This window comes from Spongiibacter sp. (genome assembly GCF_984394615.1).
Genome location: NZ_CFHTQA010000001.1, coordinates 180,686 through 198,492, shown reverse-complemented (window position 1 = coordinate 198,492; position 17,807 = coordinate 180,686). Strand labels below are relative to the sequence as shown.

The following is a 17,807-nucleotide window of genomic DNA, read 5'->3' as shown; positions in this document are numbered from 1 at the left end:
GATGCAGCAATATCTCGACTTAATGCGCGATGTGCGCGACAACGGTGTCGATAAAGGTGATCGCACAGGCGTGGGCACCCGGTCGGTGTTCGGGCGCCAACTGCGCTTTGATTTGTCAAAGGGGTTTCCTCTGCTGACAACGAAGAAAGTGCACCTGCGCAGCGTGATTTACGAGCTGATCTGGTTCCTCAATGGCAGTTGCGACAACCACTGGCTGCGTGATCGGGGTGTCAGCATCTGGGACGAGTGGGCCTTGGACAATGGTGATCTCGGGCCGATCTACGGCAAGCAATGGCGGAGCTGGGCCTGTCCGGATGGTTCAACCATTGATCAGATCAGTGAAGTGGTGGACATGATTCGCAATAAGCCCAATTCGCGGCGCTTGCTGGTGAATGCCTGGAACCCTGCTGATCTGCCGGATGAATCGCTGAGTCCTCACGAAAATGTGCGCCGCGGGCGAGCGGCATTGCCGCCGTGTCACACTCTGTTCCAGTTCTACGTCGCCGACGGCAAATTATCGTGTCAGCTCTATCAGCGCAGTGCTGATCTGTTCTTGGGAGTACCCTTCAATATCGCCAGCTATTCCTTGCTGACACATATGATTGCTCAGCAGTGTGATCTGGGGGTAGGCGATTTTGTGCACACCTTTGGCGACTGCCACCTCTATCACAACCATCTTACTGACGAGATTGTCGAGGAGCAGTTGCGGAGAGAACCGGGAGAGCTGCCCAAGCTGATTATCCATCGCAAGCCCGCGTCGATTTTTGAGTACGAGTTTGATGACTTCGAATTTGAGGGCTATTCCCCTCAGCCGGGAATCAAGGCCCCCATCGCGGTTTAGGAGATTGTTGTGAGTATTGCTGTTGCCCATATCGTTGCGATGGCCGATGACCGTGTTATCGGCGTCGAAAACACCCTGCCGTGGCGTCTGTCGGCCGACTTGAAGCATTTCAAGGCGTTGACCATGGGCAAGCCGATCATCATGGGGCGCAAGACTTGGGAGTCTATCGGTCGTCCGCTGCCGGGGCGCAGCAATATCGTGGTGTCGTCACAGTCTGATTTTCGCGCAGATGGGGCGGAGCTTGTCGCCAGTCTTGAGGCGGCGCTCGACGCCGCCAAATCCATTGCTCGGCGCGATGGTGTTGACGAGGTGTTTGTGATCGGCGGAGAGACGCTTTACCGCCAGAGTATGGCGATCGTGGAGCGGATTTATCTGACAGAAGTGGCCGTTAGGGTCGCTGGTGATGCCTTCTATCCGCCGATTGATGGCGAGTGGGAAGAAGTGTCTCGAGAGTGTTACCCGGAGGAGGCTGATCAGCCGGCCTATGCCTTCGTGCTGTTGTCGAGACGTTGAGTCGCTGAATATTGCTCGATTTGTAACCTGGGGGGCAGAATATACTACGCTCCTTTTGTTACCTAAATATTTCAATTTGTTACCATAAACTACATTGGAGTAACAAATTTTGCCCCCCTGTTTTTCCTAAATTTTATATTACGAAACATTTAGCTTTCTCGTTGATTCTTGAGAATGCCCGTGATTAAAATAAGTCCCGCTGTATGAAAGCACGGTCTTGAGACTGGTCGTACGTACGGCTGACAGATAGATAATAAGCTCTGCTTTCACTAAACGTCCCAAATAGGAAAAGCAATTCCCATGAAAATGCATCGATTGAAATCAATCGCGCTGGCGGTCGCTGCGACAGCCAGTGTGTTAGCGGCGTCGTCTGCGTATTCCGCTGAACAGGACGCTGCTGAGCAGGTTAAGCCTGCCAAGCCGCTTGTTCCCGTCAGTGCAGTCGTCAAGGTTGGCGAGCAGCGCACCAAATCTGCACAGGCGTCACAAGTTCGCATCGACCGCCTGGCTGCGGAAACGGGCGACTTGCTGCAAGACTACAAAACTGTGATGAAGCAGGTTGATGGTCTTCGCGTCTACAACGCTCGCCTTGAGAAGCAGATTGCTGGTCAGCTGCGTCGTATCGCCAGTTTGGAAAAGGCGGTTGATGAAGCCACCGTTATCCAGCGCCAAATTACTCCGCTGCTGATCCGCATGATCGATGGCCTGGAGCAGTTTGTTGATCTGGACGTGCCCTTCCACATCGACGAGCGCAAAGAGCGCGTTGAATTCCTGCGCAGCAGCATGGACCGCTCAGATATCAGCATCGCGGAGAAATTCCGCCAAGTGCTGGAAGCCTACAAAATCGAAAATGAATATGGCCGCAAAATCGACAGCTATAAAGGTGTCGCAACGGTTAACGGCGCAGAGCGCGACGTGAACTTCCTGCGCATTGGTCGTATTGGTCTGTTGTACCAAACAACAGATGGTGAGCACTCAGGTGCCTGGGATAAAACTCAGGGTGCATGGGTTGAGCTGGACGCGGGTGATTACCGCGGTGCAATCCAGAAAGGTCTGCGTATTGCCCGTAAGCAAGCGTCTATCGACATCATGAAACTCCCGATTCCGGCTCCGGAGGCTGCTAAATAATGAAACGTAATCTGTTGAAAGCCGCCGTACTGGCAATTGGCGGCACAATTGCTTTTGCCACTAGCCCAGTGATGGCTCAAGAAGCCAAGTCGCTGGACGAACTGCTGCAAATGGTCAAACAGGGCGGTGCGAGCGATGCACGTGAGCAGAAGGCCCGTGAGCAGCGCTTCATCAATGCCCGCTACGAGCAGAAGAAAATGCTCGACGAGGCCAACAAGACGCTGGAATCTGAAGAGAAGCGTTCTTCCAGACTGGAGGACACTTTCGAAGAGAACGAAACTGTTCTGACCGAGAAACAGCGTCAGTTGAAAGAGCGTCTGGGTACCCTGACCGAGCTGTTTGGTCACCTGACCTCAACCGCTGGCGACATGCGCTCTAACTTCCAAACGTCTATCGTTAGTGTTCAGTACCCCAATCGCGAGCAGTTCGTAGACGAGCTGATCGAGAAAATGGCGGGTGCCGAAGATCTGCCGAGCATCGAAGAAATCGAGCGTATTTGGTTCGAACTTCAGCGCGAAATGACTGAATCTGGCCGTGTTGTTAAGTTCAACACCGAAGTGACTACTGCTGGTGGCGAAAAGACCCAGCAAGACGTCGTTCGTGTGGGTACTTTCAACCTGGTTAACAGCGACGGCGATTACCTGCAGTACATCCCCGAGAATGGCACCGTTGCGGTTCTGTCTCGTCAGCCAAGCGGTGCGTACAACAGCTGGGCAAGCGATCTGGCGTCTGCCAGCTCTGGCGTAACCCCCTTCGGTGTTGACCCCACGGGTCCGACGGGTGGTTCTTACCTGGCTGCACTGATTGACAGCCCGACGCTGACTGAACGCTGGCACCAAGGTGGTGTTGTTGGCTACGTCATCACGGCCGTCGGTGTTCTGGCATTGCTGATTGCTCTGTGGCGTCTGGTCGTTCTGTCTATCGAGGACATGAAAGTGGGCGCACAGCTGAAGAGCAGCACGGCAAACGACAACAACAGCCTGGGTCGCGTACTGAAAGTGCACGAGCAGAATCCAAATATGGATGCTGAAACCCTCGAGCTGAAATTGTCTGAGGCGATTCTGAAAGAGACACCTCGCCTTGAGCGCTCGCTGAACCTGCTGAAGATCATTGCTGCGGTTGCACCGCTGCTGGGTCTGCTGGGTACCGTAACCGGTATGATCATTACCTTCCAGGCGATCACCATCTTCGGTGCGGGTGACCCGAAAGCGATGGCGGGTGGTATCTCTGGTGCACTGGTAACTACTGTACTGGGTCTGATTGTCGCTATCCCGACTGTACTGCTGCACACCTTCGTCAGCGGTCGCGCCAAGAAAATTCTGCACGTGCTCGATGAGCAGTCGACCGGCATCATTGCCGAACACACAGAAGGGCGCGCGGGGTAACTAAGCGATGTACCAACTGAATGAATGGATCGAGATCATAAGACGATTCATGGAGTCTGGGGGCGATGTACTTTGGGCCATCGCCGCCCTGACCTTCGTCATGTGGACTCTCGCTATTGAACGGGTTTGGTATTACAAGTTCGGGCTGTCGAAAGACGTCGGCAACGCCATTAACACCTGGGAAGCTCGCTCTGAGCGAAATTCCTGGAATGCCAAGCAGATTCGCGAAAAATTGATCTCGGAAGTTTCCATCAAGATCAACGCGAGCCTGCCAATGATTCAGACCATGGTGGCACTGTGTCCGCTATTGGGTCTGCTCGGCACGGTTACCGGGATGATTGAAGTGTTCAACATCATGGCGGTAACAGGTGGTGGCGATGCCAAATCGATGGCTGGCGGTGTTTCAAAAGCAACCATCCCGACTATGGCGGGGATGGTTGCGGCGCTCTCCGGTGTTTTCATCAATACCTACATCAAGAGTATTGCTGAGCGCGAGAATGAGCTTTTGGAAGACCATCTGACAACAGATCATTAAGAGAACAGTTATGAGAAAGCATAGCAAAGCAGGTGCAGAGGAGAATTCCTCAGAAATCGACCTGACGCCGATGCTCGACGTGGTCTTCATCATGTTGATCTTCTTCATCGTGACAGCGTCGTTCATTAAAGAAGCGGGTGTCGAGGTAAACCGCCCCGATGCTTCAACGTCGAGCAAGAAAGAGAATGTCAACATTCTGATTGCTGTGACCGGTACCAACGAAATCTGGATTGATAAGCGCCGGGTAGACAAGCGCGCAGTGCGTTCGGTTGTTGAGCGTATGCACGCTGAAAACCCAAAAGGAGCTGTTGTTATTCAGGCGGATAAAGCCTCGAATACTGAGACGGTTACTGCGGTTATCGACGCCAGCCGTGCGGCAGGCGTATACGATGTTTCATTGGCCACTGAAGACAGCTGATCGATTATGAAGAGCATTCGCATTCTGATCGGTGCCGGACTGGCATTTTTGGTGACAGCAGCGCTGTTCATCATCATGCCTTATCTGATCGAGACAGCTGACAAGACGCTGGATGAAAAACCGCGTACTAAGCTGGCCGATATTCAGATGCCGGACACTAAGATCGAAACCAGAAAAGACAGCAAGCCGGACAAGCCGCAGCAGCCTGAAGAGCCGCCGCCGGATATGGAACAGCCGGAGATGGAAGATGTAAACCCGGACATGGAGGTGGTGAACATGGCCCCTCAACAGTCCCTGCAGATGACCAATACTGCAGGCGGTCTGTCAGCGTCCGACGGTGAATATCTGCCAATCGTTAAGGTTGCCCCCATTTATCCGCGTCGTGCACAGAGCCGTGGTGTCGAAGGTTACTGTACGGTTGAGTACACCGTAACCAAAGCCGGTACCACTCGCGATATCGCGCCGGTGGATTGTAGCCCCCCGGGTTACTTCGAGCGTGCCTCCATCAAAGCAGCCGAGAAGTTTAAGTACAAACCTCGTGTTGTGGATGGTGAGCCCATTGAAGTACCGGGGATTCAGAACCGCTTCACCTATGAGTTGGAGAAATGATGACTGATTCTCACGTGAGCACGAAGTCCGTGCGCCCGGTGCTGGTCAATCTGGCATGCTCCTTCAGTCTGGGTGTTGCCGCAATGCTGGCGGCGCCGGTCGCCAGTAATCTGCTGGCGCCAGCTCTGCAGATGGACGGCATCAGTGCCGCCCACGCGCAGGAAGACAAACCCAAGCGCAGCACGCGTCGCACGCCGGCGATTCGAGCCAAGATCTTCGAAAAGCTGAACGAAGCTCAAGTTGCTGCAGACGAGAAGCGCTACAGCGAAGCTATTCGCCTGCTGAACGACCTGCGCGACAAAGAAGGTCGTGGTTCGCTCAACAGCTATGAGTTGGCCAACCTGTACAACATGTATGCCTTCATCTACTTCACGCAAGAGAAGTACGATCAGGCACTGGACGCTTACCGCAACGTGGTTAAGCAGCCGGACATTCCTGAAGCAATGGAACTGAATACCAAGTACACCATTGCACAGCTTTACTTCGTTAAAGAAGACTACAAAAACGGCGTTAAAGTGCTGTTGGAGTGGTTTAAAGCGAAGGATGCGCTGCAGGAAGAGCCGGGTGCTGGCGCCTATGCACTGTTGGCACAGGGCTATTACCAGCTTAAGGATCTTGATCGTGCGCTGAAGTACATCGAAGTTGCTATCGATGATTACCAATCGCGTGGCAAAGTCCCCAAAGAGCAATGGTGGGGGCTGCAGCGTTACCTGTACTACGAGAAAAACAACATCAACAAGGTGGTGGATATTCTCGAAGAGACGCTGAAGCACTACCAGAAGAAGGCTTATTGGTTACAGCTGTCTGCTATGTACAACGAGCAGAAACGTGAACTCGCAGCCACTGCCACAATGGAAGCCGCCTACGAGCAAGGCATGCTTGAGAAGGACAAAGAGCTGATCAATATGGCTTACCTGTTCCTGTCTCAGGAAGTGCCTTACAAGGCAGCCAAAGTTCTGGATAAAGGTATTAAAGCTGGCGCGATTCCGTCGACGTCCAAAAACCTGGAGCTGCTGGGTAACGCATGGCGCCAGGCTCAGGAAGTCAAACGTGCGATTCCTGAAATGGAAAAGGCCGCAGCCAAGTCTGATAAGGGCGAGCTCTGGGCACGTTTGGGCAGCATCTACCTGGATAACGATGAGTTTGAGAAGTCTGCACAGGCTATCGAAAACGCATTCAAGAAAGGGGATCTGAAGCGTCCTGATACGGCCTATCTGGTACTGGGCATGGCCCGTTTCAACCTCCAGAACTACGATGGAGCGAGAAAGGCCTTCAAGGCTGCGATGAAGGATGAAAAGTCCAAGGACTACGCCGCACAGTGGATACAGTTCATGGACCGTGAGCTGGCTCGTCAGGAAGCGTTGAAAGACGGCTGATCAGACGAGTTGAACCGCCAAGGCACCCAATATAGGGTGCCTTTTTTTTGCCCGCTCTCTGGCGAATACGCGCTGAGCCTATATAGTTTCCTGTAAAGACCTCCTAAAGGGGACAGGCTTATATTTCGTTGCCGAATATCCATTACTGTTGTTGCGTTGCTGTCGGCCATCAGTCCCGTTGTGTTGGCGGAAGACGCGATTGCGGATGATTCGCAGGATGGGTTTTTGTCCCGCTCAGTGAGTACGGCTGAGGAGACCCGCGATATTTGGTCTGCCCGTTGGGTCAGCTTCGCTGAAACCATGGATCGCTATTTCAGCAGTCAGGCGCCCCCAAACGATTATGTGAACGAAAGCTATATCCGGATCCAGTTGCGGGAGACCGTGGAGGAGCAGGGTGAATTGGGTACGGATGCCCGAATAAAAGCCAAGTTTGACCTGCCAAACACCGAAAAAAAGGCAAAACTGTTTTTTAACAGTGACGCCGATAATGATTCCAATCTTGAAGACCGTACGCGTAGCAATTCAACAGATGAACGGATTCGCCGGGAGGAATCGGTCGCCGGTCTCGAATTTACGCCCGATTCCGAATGGCACAAATGGAAGCGAAGTAACCGAATCGGGATACGCGTACGCGCGCCGTTGGTGCCCTTTGCCAGGACGCGGTTGCGGCGCCCATTTAACGATTGGGGCTTGTGGCGACGAGAGTTTCAGCAGGAGTTCTGGTGGTATCGCGATCGCGGTTGGGGGGCGACCTCGGAGTACGATATGCGCCGACCGCTATGGGGCGCGAGTCAGCTCAGGTATTTCACCGTTCTGGAGTTTGAAGACAATAAAGACTACTGGGACCATTTGCAGATGCTCGCACTCAGTACGGATTTAACCGACCGCACATCGATCGAATACCGCGGCGGTGTGCTATTCAACACAGAGAACGACGCGCGCCTCACGGCTTATTTTGTCGGCATTAACTACCGAAAGCGAATACACGAAGACTGGGTATTTCTGACGGTCAGTCCGGAAAGCTATTTTGCGCGGGAGGATGGCTGGGACGCGGAAGCAAGTCTGACATTTCGTCTCGACGTCTACTTTTCCGAGTGAACTCGCCGCGCTTGTCGGCAGCGCTGTGAGCAGTAACGGATTTCATCCCATTGGTGCTTCCATTTCCGCCGCCAGTTAAATGGGCGCTGGCAGGCCGGACAGATTTTGCTGGGGAGCTGCGTCTTGTGGTGAACCATCATTAACCGCCATAATCTCGCCTGCTGAACTCTGCGGTATACGCCTCACAGCGGTGTTCAGAGCTACCGGATATAACAATAAAAAGGGGACATTATGTCTGTGAAACAGGAATCGACAGCACAACAGCAGGCGCTGGTTTGCCACGGCCTGATCATTCTTTTTCTCGGTTTGCTATCGGGGATCGGCTTTTCCGTCGCCGCCGCGACAGGACCCAACGACACGCCGCTCTATGCAAGCTGGCGGTTTGCGCATATGGAAGGCTTGGTGAACGGTATTGCCGTGATCGCCATCGCCGCCGCATGGCCAGCTATCTATCGCGTGGGAAAAATGGTCAGCGTCGGCCGCTGGGCGCTGATCCTGGGTTGCTACGCCAATATCATCGGCCCCATCATCAACGCCTTGTTTGTGCAAAAGCGCCTGATTGTGCCTGAAACGGGTTTGGAAGCCTTTATCGTTTACGGTTTCTATATTCCCGGGTGTCTGCCGATGTTTGCTGTGCCGTTGTTCATCGTCGCTGCTTTGGCGAACCGCCGGGAATCATAGGCTGAAGCGAGTGCAATGAATGCCTTGGGGGCTTTCTATTGTCCCCACACATTCATTGCAGTGAAGGCAGCGACTGCGGTAGCCGATGTCGGCGGCGCTGCGGTTGGGGAGATCCGGGTCGCTCAACAGGCTGCGGCCGATCTGCACAAAGTCAAAGCCGGCCTGCATAAGCTCCGCGAAATTATCGTTGCCGTTGGCGCCCCCGATATAGATCGTCTGACATTGCACCGCCTCGCGGATACGCTTGGCTTGATCGAGAAAATACAGGTCTTCATAAGGGTAGTCGCGGAACAGGCTTTTTCCTGCGAGGCGAAGGATCGACCTCATGATCCAGCTCTTTTCGTTGTCCAGCATCGGCTGGAGCATATTGTCGCCGCGGAACATAATCATCGGGTTCATGGTGCTGGTGCCGCCGCTGCACACGATGGCGTCTATCCCGCCCTTATCAAGCAGCTTGCTGATCTCGACAGAATCGTCGTAGCTGATACCCCCGCGAACACCTTCGGTCATACTGATCTTCCCGGTAATAGGGTAATCATCACCCACTGCCTCCCGTACGGCGGCCAGCACACGTAGCGGCAAGCGCATGCGATTTTCCAGACTGCCGCCGTACTCATCTTTGCGCTTATTGGTTTTGGGGCTGATAAACTGGCAGAGTCCATAACCGTGTCCGAAGTGGATTTCCAGTGAATCGAAGCCCACAGATTTCATAAAGCCGGCGGCGTCTCGATACTGGGCGACCATTTCATCAATATCGGCATGTGTCATGCCATCGGCAAAGAACATTCCACAACCGACACCCAGGCCATTGACCGCGAAGTTGGGGCCAAGCGGTCGTTTACGTTTGAGTTCGCGGTTTTTCGAGAAGCCGCCGCAGTGCCCCATTTGGCCGGATACCTTGCAGTCTCGTGCGTGAAGCTTGTCGATCAGTGAGCTGAGTTCGCCGCGTATGCCTTCGTGCATGTACATCATATTTTCATTGAGCCGGCCGTCGCCGGTTACCGCGCAATAGCCAATATTGGTCATCGCTACACCGCCGTCTGCCAGTCGACAATGAAAATCTTCCAAGCGCTGAGACGGCCGGCCTCCTGGCGTCATGTTCTCGAAGGTGCCTGCTTTAATCAGACGATTTTTCAGTGTGATTCCGTTGAGCTTGGCGGGACTGAAGCAATGCTGTAACGCGGCTTCGCGATCCATTGGGGTGGCGTTTGCTGGGTGGGTCATGAGGCGGTCTCAAATTGGCTTTTAATTATATGTAATAACGCTACATATCATTGTTGCAAAAAGCAAGCTACACTGTCGCCCCCGACAGGCGGAGATGCATTTTTGGCACATACCCAACGACGCACCCAGGCGCAACGGCGTGAAGAAACCCAAGGCAAGGTTTTGGCCTGTGCCCGCCAGCTGTTTGGTGAAAAAGGCTATCAAGGCACGGCGCTTGAAGATATTGCCAGTGAGGCCGGGACCACCATCAGGCCGATTTACCACTACTTTGGCAACAAAGAAGCGCTGTTTGAGGCAGTGACCGACAGCTATGAGCAGGAGTTGCTTGCGCGTCTGCAACAACCTGGCGCCAATGGCGAGCCTGCAGGTTTGGCTGAGTCCTGGCGCCGTTTTATGGCGATGTGTGATGTTCCGGGCTTCGTGCAGGTTGTGCTGTTCGACGCTCCCCATGTGCTGGGGCGTGAGCGGCTGCGTAGCAGCGGTGTTGTTCAGCAAGCCCAGATGCGTCTCGATGCCATGTGGCCAGATCGCCAGTTGAGTGAGCGCGACCGCGAACTCTACGCCCGTATGCTGCTTGCAGCGCTGACTGAAGCCGGCTTGATGCGCGGCGAATATCCCGACTATGACAGCAGTGCCGCCATGATGCCGTTTCTTGAAGCGCTGGATCAATTTGCCTGACGTCGCCGGTGGCCGGTTTATCGGCCATCTGGTAATTTGCGCATTTCGCAATAGTGGCCGTTCGCAAGATGGTCGCCTTGGATGTTGTTTATGAAACTACCCTTGCCAGTCCTCCGATATCTTCAGCAGCGCGCGGATCAAGTCATGCAGCGTCCACCTGCCAAAACCATTGGTGAGCGCTACCTGACCCGCTGGCATGTGATTCCCAAAAACCGCTTGTTTAACCTCTATCTGCACCACGTTCAGGCCGATGATCCCGATACGCATCTGCACGATCACCCGTGGCTGTTCAATCTGTCGGTGGTATTGCGCGGAAAGATCGATGAGACCATGCCAAAGGGACATCGCCTGTTGCGGGAGGGCAGTGTCACCGCGCGTATGTCGCGGGCTCCTCACCGCTTGGCCCTGCAGTCGCCAGACAGCTTAACGCTGTTTGTTACGGGGCCTAAGATTCGGCACTGGGGTTTCTATACGGAGAGCGGTTGGGTGGATAGTCGAGAGTATCTGGCGGCCGACGGGAACGGCCGCAATGTCAGCCAGTCATATTCCGCCGATCGCTGACGCACCTCGCCAGGCGTGAATTCGCAGGTTTCTCGGGCTTAGCTGGGGCGAGCAGAAGCGATCAAGCGCAACCGTATAGCCGTGTTCCTCAAGATAGACCACGCTGTCGAGCACACAGCGCAACTCTAGCAGACGCCGAAACATCATGGCCGCCAGTTCGCGCCGCTCCTGATCACACAGCAGCCTCTCTGCGTCGTCCAATAGTTCTTTTCGCTCTCCGTCACTGACCAGCTTGTTGGGCAGCCGATTGGCGTCGAGCTGTTGCGCCAGAAAATAGTCGAAGCCGCGTTTTGCCGCGCTGTGGGGCAGGCTGCGATAGCTCGACATCGACACTCCCCGGCGCGCCGCGAATTGCTTTGTGGCGAGGTGCCAGAGCTGCAGTTGCCGCCTTGCCTCCCGCTCGCCCTGTCGAGCTGTTGCCGTCTGTCTAACGGCCAGGCGAAGGTCGTTTGTCGATGGCGCGAGTGGAGAGGCTTTCAGTTGCGCTGAAAGCGGTACGTAGTGATCAACAAAACGGTGATAGCAGCAGGGCGACAGCAGGATTTGGGCGACACCCTGCTCGCAGCCCCGTTCCAGTAAATGTTGGTGCAGACCGCCGCAAGCGTGCAACGCAAACACCGTGTGGGCTGGACTGAGCCACTGCTCGCTGGCTCGACTGAAAATGTCGCATTGATGGAGGCGGCGCGGCTGCTGATATTTCTGCGCGCGCTGATTGCCTGCTGAGACCAGATGCTCATCGATATCTAGCCCTTCTATCGACAGTTCTGGCGATAAAAAGGGCGGCAGGCACAGTGCCTCACCGATCAGTCCTTTACCACTGCACCATTCAACAACGCGCTGTTGCCGAGGACGCAGGCCGTTGAGAAAGGCCTGGACTTGTTGCCACTTTTTGCCCGGCAGGCCGGCCGGGGGCTCGACGGCGCTCAATGCCTCTGCGCCGGGGACGTGAATCAGCCGCGCGATGTCGCGGGCGGAGGAAAAGTGTGGCCGGAGCGTATTCAGCAGGGCAAGATCATCGCCCTGCAATTGCCAAACGTCGTCGTCATTCAGTCGCCGGAGCGCCTCAAACAGGGAGGCATAACGGGACTGGCTCTGGGCCGCACGGTGGTCGCGAGCATACTCTGCCTGCCAAAGCAGCACGTGCTCCTGCAGCATCGTATCGATCTGCTGCAGGGTCTTTTGCCAATGAGTGGGAGTGGTATGCGACATGTCGGCGAGTATACCTCGCCTGCGTCGCCGGAGAGGGCTCAGCTGTTCATTTGCTGGCGAATAGGACTGGCGTGGCGGCTCAAGTGCCGTTCAAAGCATTCGCACAGCAATTGCCACTGCTGCTGCAACTGCGGGTAGAGGAAGTGAATTTTTTCCCAGTTGTTTTCGCTGGCTGCGAGTTCCAGTGCCGCTGCGGCATCCCGCAAGGCTGTTCCCTGCAACTGGCCGCTGCTGCCTTTGAGCGCATGGGTAATACGAACGATGTCCTCAATGTTGGCCTGGGTGACGGCAGCCCGCAGCGCGCTTTGCTGCTCCCGGCTGTAGTCATTGAACATCAGCAGCAGTTTATTCAGGGTTTTCTCTTGCCCCATTACTGATTCCAGTGCCTTGGCTGCATTCCACCGTTGCTCGGGGCAGGTGCCGTCCTCCAGTGCTGGGCAGCGTTCATGGGCTGTCGGCGCAATCCAGTTCATCAGCTTACTTTGCAGCCGCTCCGGCTCAATGGGTTTGCTGAGATAATCATCCATACCCGCTGCGCTGCATTTTTCCCGGTCGCCAGACAAGGCATTGGCCGTGAGCGCAATGATCGGGAGCTGGCGGGCGGCCTCTCCTGCCAGGCCGGCACGAATATGGCGGGTGCAATCATAGCCGTCCATGTGAGGCATCTGGCAGTCCATCAGGATCGCTGAAAAGGGTGGAGAGTCGTCATTCTGCTGTTGCTTTAGCAGTCGCAGGGCGATTTCCCCGTCTCCGGCGACCGTGACCTGAAGCCCCAGCTCGTCGAGCAGGCAGCGGACCACTTCCTGATTGACGGCGTTGTCTTCAACCAGCAGCACACGACGACCGCTCAGTTGCTCGCTGTCATACGTCGTATCGCGTTGAAGTGGGCGGGCATTCATGGGTGACGCGGTCATCGGGTCCAGCGCCAGCATCTCACGCAGATTGGCGGTGGTAATGGGCTTGGGGTACCAAGCGTCAAAGCCCAGTGAGCGGAAATGCGTTTCAGTGCCCTCGCTGGCGATATTGCACAGCAATACGATGGGCAGTTGCGAGAGCAGCGGTTCCTGACGCAGAAACTGAACCAGTTCGGTTCCGTCCAGCCCTTCCATATAACGGTCGATAATCACCAAATCGATGTTGGCGATTTGATCGCTGCCACTTTCCGCCTGGCTCAAGGCCTGCTCACTGCTTGTGGAGCACATCACCTCGGCGCCCCAGCGTTGAAGTTGACGCGTCAGGCTCTCACGGGTGCTCTGATTATCTTCCACCAGCCAGATACGTTTGCCGGCAGCGGGTTGGCCGTCAGTTTCTGCATCGGGGCTTTTCTCCAGCGGCAGCGTCACGCAGAAGTCGCTGCCCTCGCCCGGCAGGCTGGTCACGGTAATCTTTCCGCCCATGGCTTCGCAGATTTTCTGGCTGATACTCAGTCCCAGGCCCGAGCCGCCATAGCGACGAGTCGTACTCGCATCGGCCTGCGTAAATGCCGTGAACAACTGGTCCTGTTTCTCTGCAGAAATGCCGATGCCGGTATCTCGCACGTGGCAGTTCAGCTGCCAATTCCGACCGTTGTTGTGCAGGCTGGCGGCGACGATAACCTCACCTTTTTCAGTGAATTTCAGCGCGTTGCCCAGCAGATTAGTCAGTACCTGGCGCAGCCGGGCAGAGTCGCCTACCACCGTATCAACCTCGATGTGGCTGACGTCGATAATCAGTTCCAGGCCTTTTTCCTGGCTGCGCAGTGACATGCTTTCGCAGACTTCTTCAATCTGCTCTCGCAGTTTGAAGGGCTGAGTTTCGAGCGTCATCTTACCGGCATCGATCCGCGAGAAATCGAGAACATCATCAATGAGCGACAGCAGCGATCTGGCGCTGCTGCGGGCGATGCTGACCCGCCGTTCCTGCTCGAAGTCGAGTCGTGAATTATCCAGCAGATTCAGCATGCCAAGCACGCCATTCATCGGGGTGCGAATTTCGTGGCTCATGGTGGCAAGGAATTCGCTCTTGATCCGCGCGGCCTGCTCGGCGTCGTCACGGGCCTTGATCAAGGCCTCCGCCGCTCGCTTCTGCTCGTCAATATCCTGGAAGGAGCCGTGAATGCGCAGGCAGCGGCCCTCTTCCATATCCGGATTGCCGATCACGCGTACCCACAGCGAGCGACCATCCTGGGTATGAATTTTCAGCTCTTTACTGAATGCCTCGCCGTACTTGATCGCGCGGCGAATGCCTCGGCGGAAGTCGTCGCGCATGGCGTCATTGGTATAGAAGTCCTGCGTGGATACCAGGTCCGGCTCAAACTCGTCACTGACACCGCAGATTTCCTTGATCATTTCCGACCAGCGCCACTCGCCAGAGGCGACGTCGTACTCCCAGGCCCCAATGCGGGCCTGTACGCTCATGGACTCCAGCATCTCCTGCTGCCGGGCCATGGCCTGCTCGGCGCGCTGGCTGTCGGAGATATCTTCAATCATCGACCAGATCAGCTGCCGCCCACGACTGTCGTTGAACAGAATACTGTTGATGACAACGGGCATCAGACTGCCGTCCCGGCGGATCAGCGATTTGCGATAGGGGCCCATCCGGCCGTCCCGGTGCAGCGTGGCAATAAAGCGCTTGTCACTTTCATCGAAATCCGGGGGCGTGATTTGCTGATAGCTGAGGTGGGCAAACTCGGCGGAACTGTAGCCCAGCCGTTCCCGCATAGCGGAGTTGGCGGAAATAAATTGTCCGGAGGAAAACTCATTGAGAACGATGCCGATCGGCGACAGTTCAAACAGACGCTCCAGAAGCTGGTTGCTTTCCTGACGTCGCTGAATCAGCCAGGAGATCGCAAAAATACCGCCAAAAATGAACAGCGATGCGGCCAGTAGCCCGAGCCGGAAAGGCGTGAAAAGCGCTTCTGCGGGCCAGCCGCCAGCAGGTGTTGCGGCCAGCTGCCAAGGCTGGCTGTAAGGCAGGCTGACCTGACTGAACACCGGGTTTGACGCGGGATCGAACAGAGACATCTTGCCCGCGATGGAGGCGCTGGTGCCTTCGCTGCTGTTAAAGGTGCGGATGGCAACGTCGAGCCTGACGCCGTGGCTGTCGCCCAAGGTGTCGCGAATCAATGAGTCGATATCAATAACGGCCGATACGGCATAGTTGGCGCCGCCTGCGGTGGGGCGACTGGCAACCGGCAGTCGAATGATAATCGCCTGACCGCCTTGTACGAGATTGATCGGACCGACGAGCTGAGGTTGGCCGCTTTGAAGGGCGCGCTGCAGGCCGGCCAGTTGTTTCGGGTGATCGCGAAAGTCCAGGCCCAGTGCGGCCTCATTGCCTTTGAGCGGGTAGACGTAGTCGAGTCGATAGTCACGGCTGACCGCCAGACTCCGCAGATTGTTCTCGCCCTCCAGCAGGGGGGCGGCATAGTGATCCATCTGCGTCTTTTCAAGTTCGGGGTTCAGGCGAACGGCCGCGATCAGTGCCCTAGCCGCCTGAATATCGCCCATAATACTGCTTTCAAGGCGGGCGACGACCACACTGAGGTCTCTGCGAACGGCGTCGCGCTGGTTAAGCTGCTCGTAGCGGCTGTTGAGCATGTCGACAAAAATGGCAACGCCAACGATCAGCACCAGACAGGCGATCAGCGCGGCTTTGTACAACCATACAGGCCCGCCGGGCGTGTCGATTCCGACGCCCGTCAGCTCGCGCTGCCCCGGTTTGTATTTGCCTAAGCCCATGCTCTCTCCGCTCTGAGTGCCCACCCCAGTCTTCCCGGCCGGGGGATTGGCAGACATTCATGGTAGGTGTGACTCGCTGAGTGGCAAATGCGTATTTTCCACTCGCGGGGCTACCAGGCGATGGGTTTTCCCGCCCAGTCTAGATAGCTTAGCTGCCCGTCGGGGGCATGCGCATCGCAGAGCGACAACAGGCGCTCTGCCACAAACTCGGGGGTGAACAGGGCGTCGTCGGCGACGGAATGTTGAAACGGTGCTGACAGTGGGCTGTCAGTGGTGCCGGGGTGGAAGGCGATAAGTTTGATATTCTTGGCGCGCCGGCTGAATTCAATGGCCGCCGTTTTCAGCAGCATATTCAATGCCGCCTTGGACGCGCGGTAGCTGTACCAGCCGCCGAGCCGATTATCCGCAATGCTGCCGATACGGGCGCTGAGGACCGCAACGGTGCAGGGCGTCTTTCCGCGCAGCAGTGGCAGCAGGGCCTGTAGCCACATCGCGGGAAGGATGCTGTTGCTGAGAAAGCGCGCCTGCAATGTGGTTGATGACAGGTCCTCGAGGCGCTTTTCGGGCATGGCCTGCTCGTCATGAAGGACACCATTGCAGATAAAAACCCGGCGCCAGTGACAATTCAGTTCACGCAGCGCGTGGATAGTATGGGCAATCTGGGCATCACTGTAGTCGCATTGCAGCCAGTCGGTTTGGCCGCTTGCAGGACGGCGGCTGATGGCAATAACACGGTGTCCACGTTGATGCTGGGCGTGGATGAGAGCCTGGGCGATGGCACTGCTGGCGCCGACAACGAGTGTTGCCTCATTTGCCATGGCGAGGGAGGTTTTCGCAATGGCTGGTGCAGCGTGGCTGCCCGGTGAGGTAGCGCGAGAGGGTATAGCGATGGCGGGCAAACCAGCGATAGCCGATATCGGCAAACCAGCGGATTACCGGCCAGCGCAGCGCGGCCATCCACCGGTGTTTGCCCACGACTTTCCACGCCAGACAGCTGACATCCAAGCCGTAGAGCATTTCCCCGGTATTCGTCTGGCCGTGCAGAATGCGATTCGCGGCAATCGGATTGATATGAGGGTAGCGGTCGCTGAAGTCGGCGTGATTGATATCTTCAAAGATCAGCCGGGCGCCGCTATCCAGCTCGGCAAGGCGCCGCATTTCTGCAACGCAGAGTGGACAGCGACCGTCGTAAAACAGGGTAAGACTCGTCATAATCCCTCCAGCGTCAGTGATAGTGTCTGTACGCATCATCTTTGCATAGCGATGAGTTCGGCGCAGCCATTGTCCAATCGCTGCCGGGCGAATGGAAGGAGAGACCATTTGAAAATCTGGGTGGATGCCGATGCCTGTCCGGTGGTGGTGAGGCAGATGTTGTTTCGGGCCGCTGAACGAACCGGTGTGACCGTGACGCTGGTGGCAAATCAGTCGCTGCCCGTGCCGCCGCTGCCACAGGTGAGTTGTTTGCAGGTCAGCAGTGGCTTTGATGTTGCCGACAATGAGATTGTAAAACGTTGCGAGCCCGACGATCTGGTGATCACCAGCGATATTCCACTCGCGGCGGAGGTCATTGCCAAGGGCGGTATGGCGCTGAATCCGAGGGGCGAGCGCTATACCAAAGACACGATCCGCAGCCGTTTGAATATGCGTGATTTTATGGAAACCCTGCGCGCATCGGGAATTCAGAGCGGCGGTCAGAATGCCTACGGCCAGCGTGAAAAACAGGCGTTTGCCAACGAGCTGGACCGCCTGCTGGCGCGTCACCACCGTACAGGGTAGGCATATCTACGGGACGTTTCCGGGGCAGAAACGCCGCACAATACCCTGCCGTTACC

Annotated in this window: 19 protein-coding genes; 13 read left to right on the top strand and 6 right to left on the bottom strand. The window is 56.0% G+C overall.

Annotated features, from left to right (window positions below; genetic code table 11):
- The first annotated feature begins 1 nt into the window (after position 1).
- The 9 genes from AC5DB9_RS00865 (at position 2) to AC5DB9_RS00825 (ending at position 7,903) form a co-directional block, all read left to right on the top strand.
- On the top strand, positions 2-841 hold the full coding sequence (locus tag AC5DB9_RS00865) for a thymidylate synthase (RefSeq protein WP_273009833.1): 840 nt from the start codon (positions 2-4) through the stop codon (positions 839-841).
- A 9-nt stretch (positions 842-850) separates the two neighbouring features.
- Positions 851-1,354, top strand: a complete 504-nt coding sequence (locus AC5DB9_RS00860) for a dihydrofolate reductase (RefSeq protein WP_273009835.1) — start codon at positions 851-853, stop codon at positions 1,352-1,354.
- A 300-nt stretch (positions 1,355-1,654) separates the two neighbouring features.
- Positions 1,655-2,482 carry a DUF3450 domain-containing protein gene (locus AC5DB9_RS00855; RefSeq protein ID WP_022958621.1) on the top strand — a complete coding sequence of 276 codons (828 nt, stop codon included), beginning with the start codon at positions 1,655-1,657 and terminating at the stop codon, positions 2,480-2,482.
- Positions 2,482-3,867, top strand: coding sequence for a MotA/TolQ/ExbB proton channel family protein (locus tag AC5DB9_RS00850; protein ID WP_273009837.1), 1,386 nt, complete (start codon positions 2,482-2,484; stop codon positions 3,865-3,867). Before AC5DB9_RS00855 ends, AC5DB9_RS00850 begins: the two co-directional genes overlap by 1 nt.
- Before the next feature lie 7 nt (positions 3,868-3,874).
- Complete coding sequence (locus AC5DB9_RS00845; RefSeq protein ID WP_022958619.1) at positions 3,875-4,402, top strand: MotA/TolQ/ExbB proton channel family protein; 528 nt, start codon at positions 3,875-3,877, stop codon at positions 4,400-4,402.
- A gap of 10 nt (positions 4,403-4,412) precedes the next feature.
- A complete protein-coding gene (locus AC5DB9_RS00840; RefSeq protein WP_022958618.1) occupies positions 4,413-4,820 on the top strand; it encodes an ExbD/TolR family protein in 408 nt (135 codons plus the stop codon).
- Positions 4,821-4,826: 6 nt separating this feature from the next.
- Positions 4,827-5,429, top strand: coding sequence for an energy transducer TonB (locus AC5DB9_RS00835; RefSeq protein WP_022958617.1), 603 nt, complete (start codon positions 4,827-4,829; stop codon positions 5,427-5,429).
- Entirely contained in the window at positions 5,429-6,805 is a 1,377-nt protein-coding gene (locus AC5DB9_RS00830) for a tetratricopeptide repeat protein (RefSeq protein WP_022958616.1), read from the top strand. Before AC5DB9_RS00835 ends, AC5DB9_RS00830 begins: the two co-directional genes overlap by 1 nt.
- A 225-nt stretch (positions 6,806-7,030) precedes the next feature.
- Positions 7,031-7,903 (top strand): hypothetical protein, encoded by an 873-nt coding sequence (locus tag AC5DB9_RS00825; RefSeq protein ID WP_272992947.1) that lies wholly within the window; start codon positions 7,031-7,033, stop codon positions 7,901-7,903.
- On the opposite strand, the gene AC5DB9_RS00820 is transcribed toward AC5DB9_RS00825, so the two are convergent.
- Positions 7,888-8,040 (bottom strand): DUF2256 domain-containing protein, encoded by a 153-nt coding sequence (locus tag AC5DB9_RS00820; RefSeq protein WP_084495471.1) that lies wholly within the window; start codon positions 8,038-8,040, stop codon positions 7,888-7,890. The two genes, AC5DB9_RS00825 and AC5DB9_RS00820, sit on opposite strands and share 16 nt — an antisense overlap.
- A gap of 94 nt (positions 8,041-8,134) precedes the next feature.
- Between AC5DB9_RS00820 and AC5DB9_RS00815 the strand changes: the two genes are divergently transcribed.
- Positions 8,135-8,584, top strand: coding sequence for a styrene oxide isomerase (locus AC5DB9_RS00815; RefSeq protein ID WP_272992950.1), 450 nt, complete (start codon positions 8,135-8,137; stop codon positions 8,582-8,584).
- Here the strand turns inward: AC5DB9_RS00815 and AC5DB9_RS00810 are convergent.
- Entirely contained in the window at positions 8,579-9,808 is a 1,230-nt protein-coding gene (locus AC5DB9_RS00810; protein WP_272992952.1) for an NADH:flavin oxidoreductase, read from the bottom strand. The two genes, AC5DB9_RS00815 and AC5DB9_RS00810, sit on opposite strands and share 6 nt — an antisense overlap.
- A 102-nt stretch (positions 9,809-9,910) precedes the next feature.
- On the opposite strand from AC5DB9_RS00810, the gene AC5DB9_RS00805 reads away from it, so the two are divergent.
- Positions 9,911-10,486, top strand: coding sequence for a TetR/AcrR family transcriptional regulator (locus AC5DB9_RS00805; protein WP_272992955.1), 576 nt, complete (start codon positions 9,911-9,913; stop codon positions 10,484-10,486).
- Positions 10,487-10,630: 144 nt separating this feature from the next.
- A complete protein-coding gene (locus AC5DB9_RS00800; protein WP_272992958.1) occupies positions 10,631-11,047 on the top strand; it encodes a hypothetical protein in 417 nt (138 codons plus the stop codon).
- On the opposite strand, the gene AC5DB9_RS00795 is transcribed toward AC5DB9_RS00800, so the two are convergent.
- From AC5DB9_RS00795 to AC5DB9_RS00780, 4 genes are all read right to left on the bottom strand, one after another.
- Entirely contained in the window at positions 11,027-12,256 is a 1,230-nt protein-coding gene (locus AC5DB9_RS00795; RefSeq protein ID WP_272992961.1) for a methyltransferase, read from the bottom strand. The two genes, AC5DB9_RS00800 and AC5DB9_RS00795, sit on opposite strands and share 21 nt — an antisense overlap.
- A 38-nt stretch (positions 12,257-12,294) precedes the next feature.
- Positions 12,295-15,975, bottom strand: coding sequence for a response regulator (locus tag AC5DB9_RS00790; RefSeq protein WP_272992964.1), 3,681 nt, complete (start codon positions 15,973-15,975; stop codon positions 12,295-12,297).
- Positions 15,976-16,085: 110 nt separating this feature from the next.
- Complete coding sequence (locus AC5DB9_RS00785; RefSeq protein WP_272992967.1) at positions 16,086-16,793, bottom strand: SDR family NAD(P)-dependent oxidoreductase; 708 nt, start codon at positions 16,791-16,793, stop codon at positions 16,086-16,088.
- Positions 16,783-17,187 carry a thiol-disulfide oxidoreductase DCC family protein gene (locus AC5DB9_RS00780; protein ID WP_272992969.1) on the bottom strand — a complete coding sequence of 135 codons (405 nt, stop codon included), beginning with the start codon at positions 17,185-17,187 and terminating at the stop codon, positions 16,783-16,785. The genes AC5DB9_RS00785 and AC5DB9_RS00780 overlap by 11 nt, the downstream gene beginning before the upstream one ends.
- A 108-nt stretch (positions 17,188-17,295) precedes the next feature.
- Here AC5DB9_RS00780 and AC5DB9_RS00775 point away from each other — a divergent pair, with 108 nt between their 5' ends.
- A complete protein-coding gene (locus AC5DB9_RS00775) occupies positions 17,296-17,751 on the top strand; it encodes a YaiI/YqxD family protein (RefSeq protein WP_272992972.1) in 456 nt (151 codons plus the stop codon).
- Positions 17,752-17,807 lie beyond the last annotated feature (56 nt).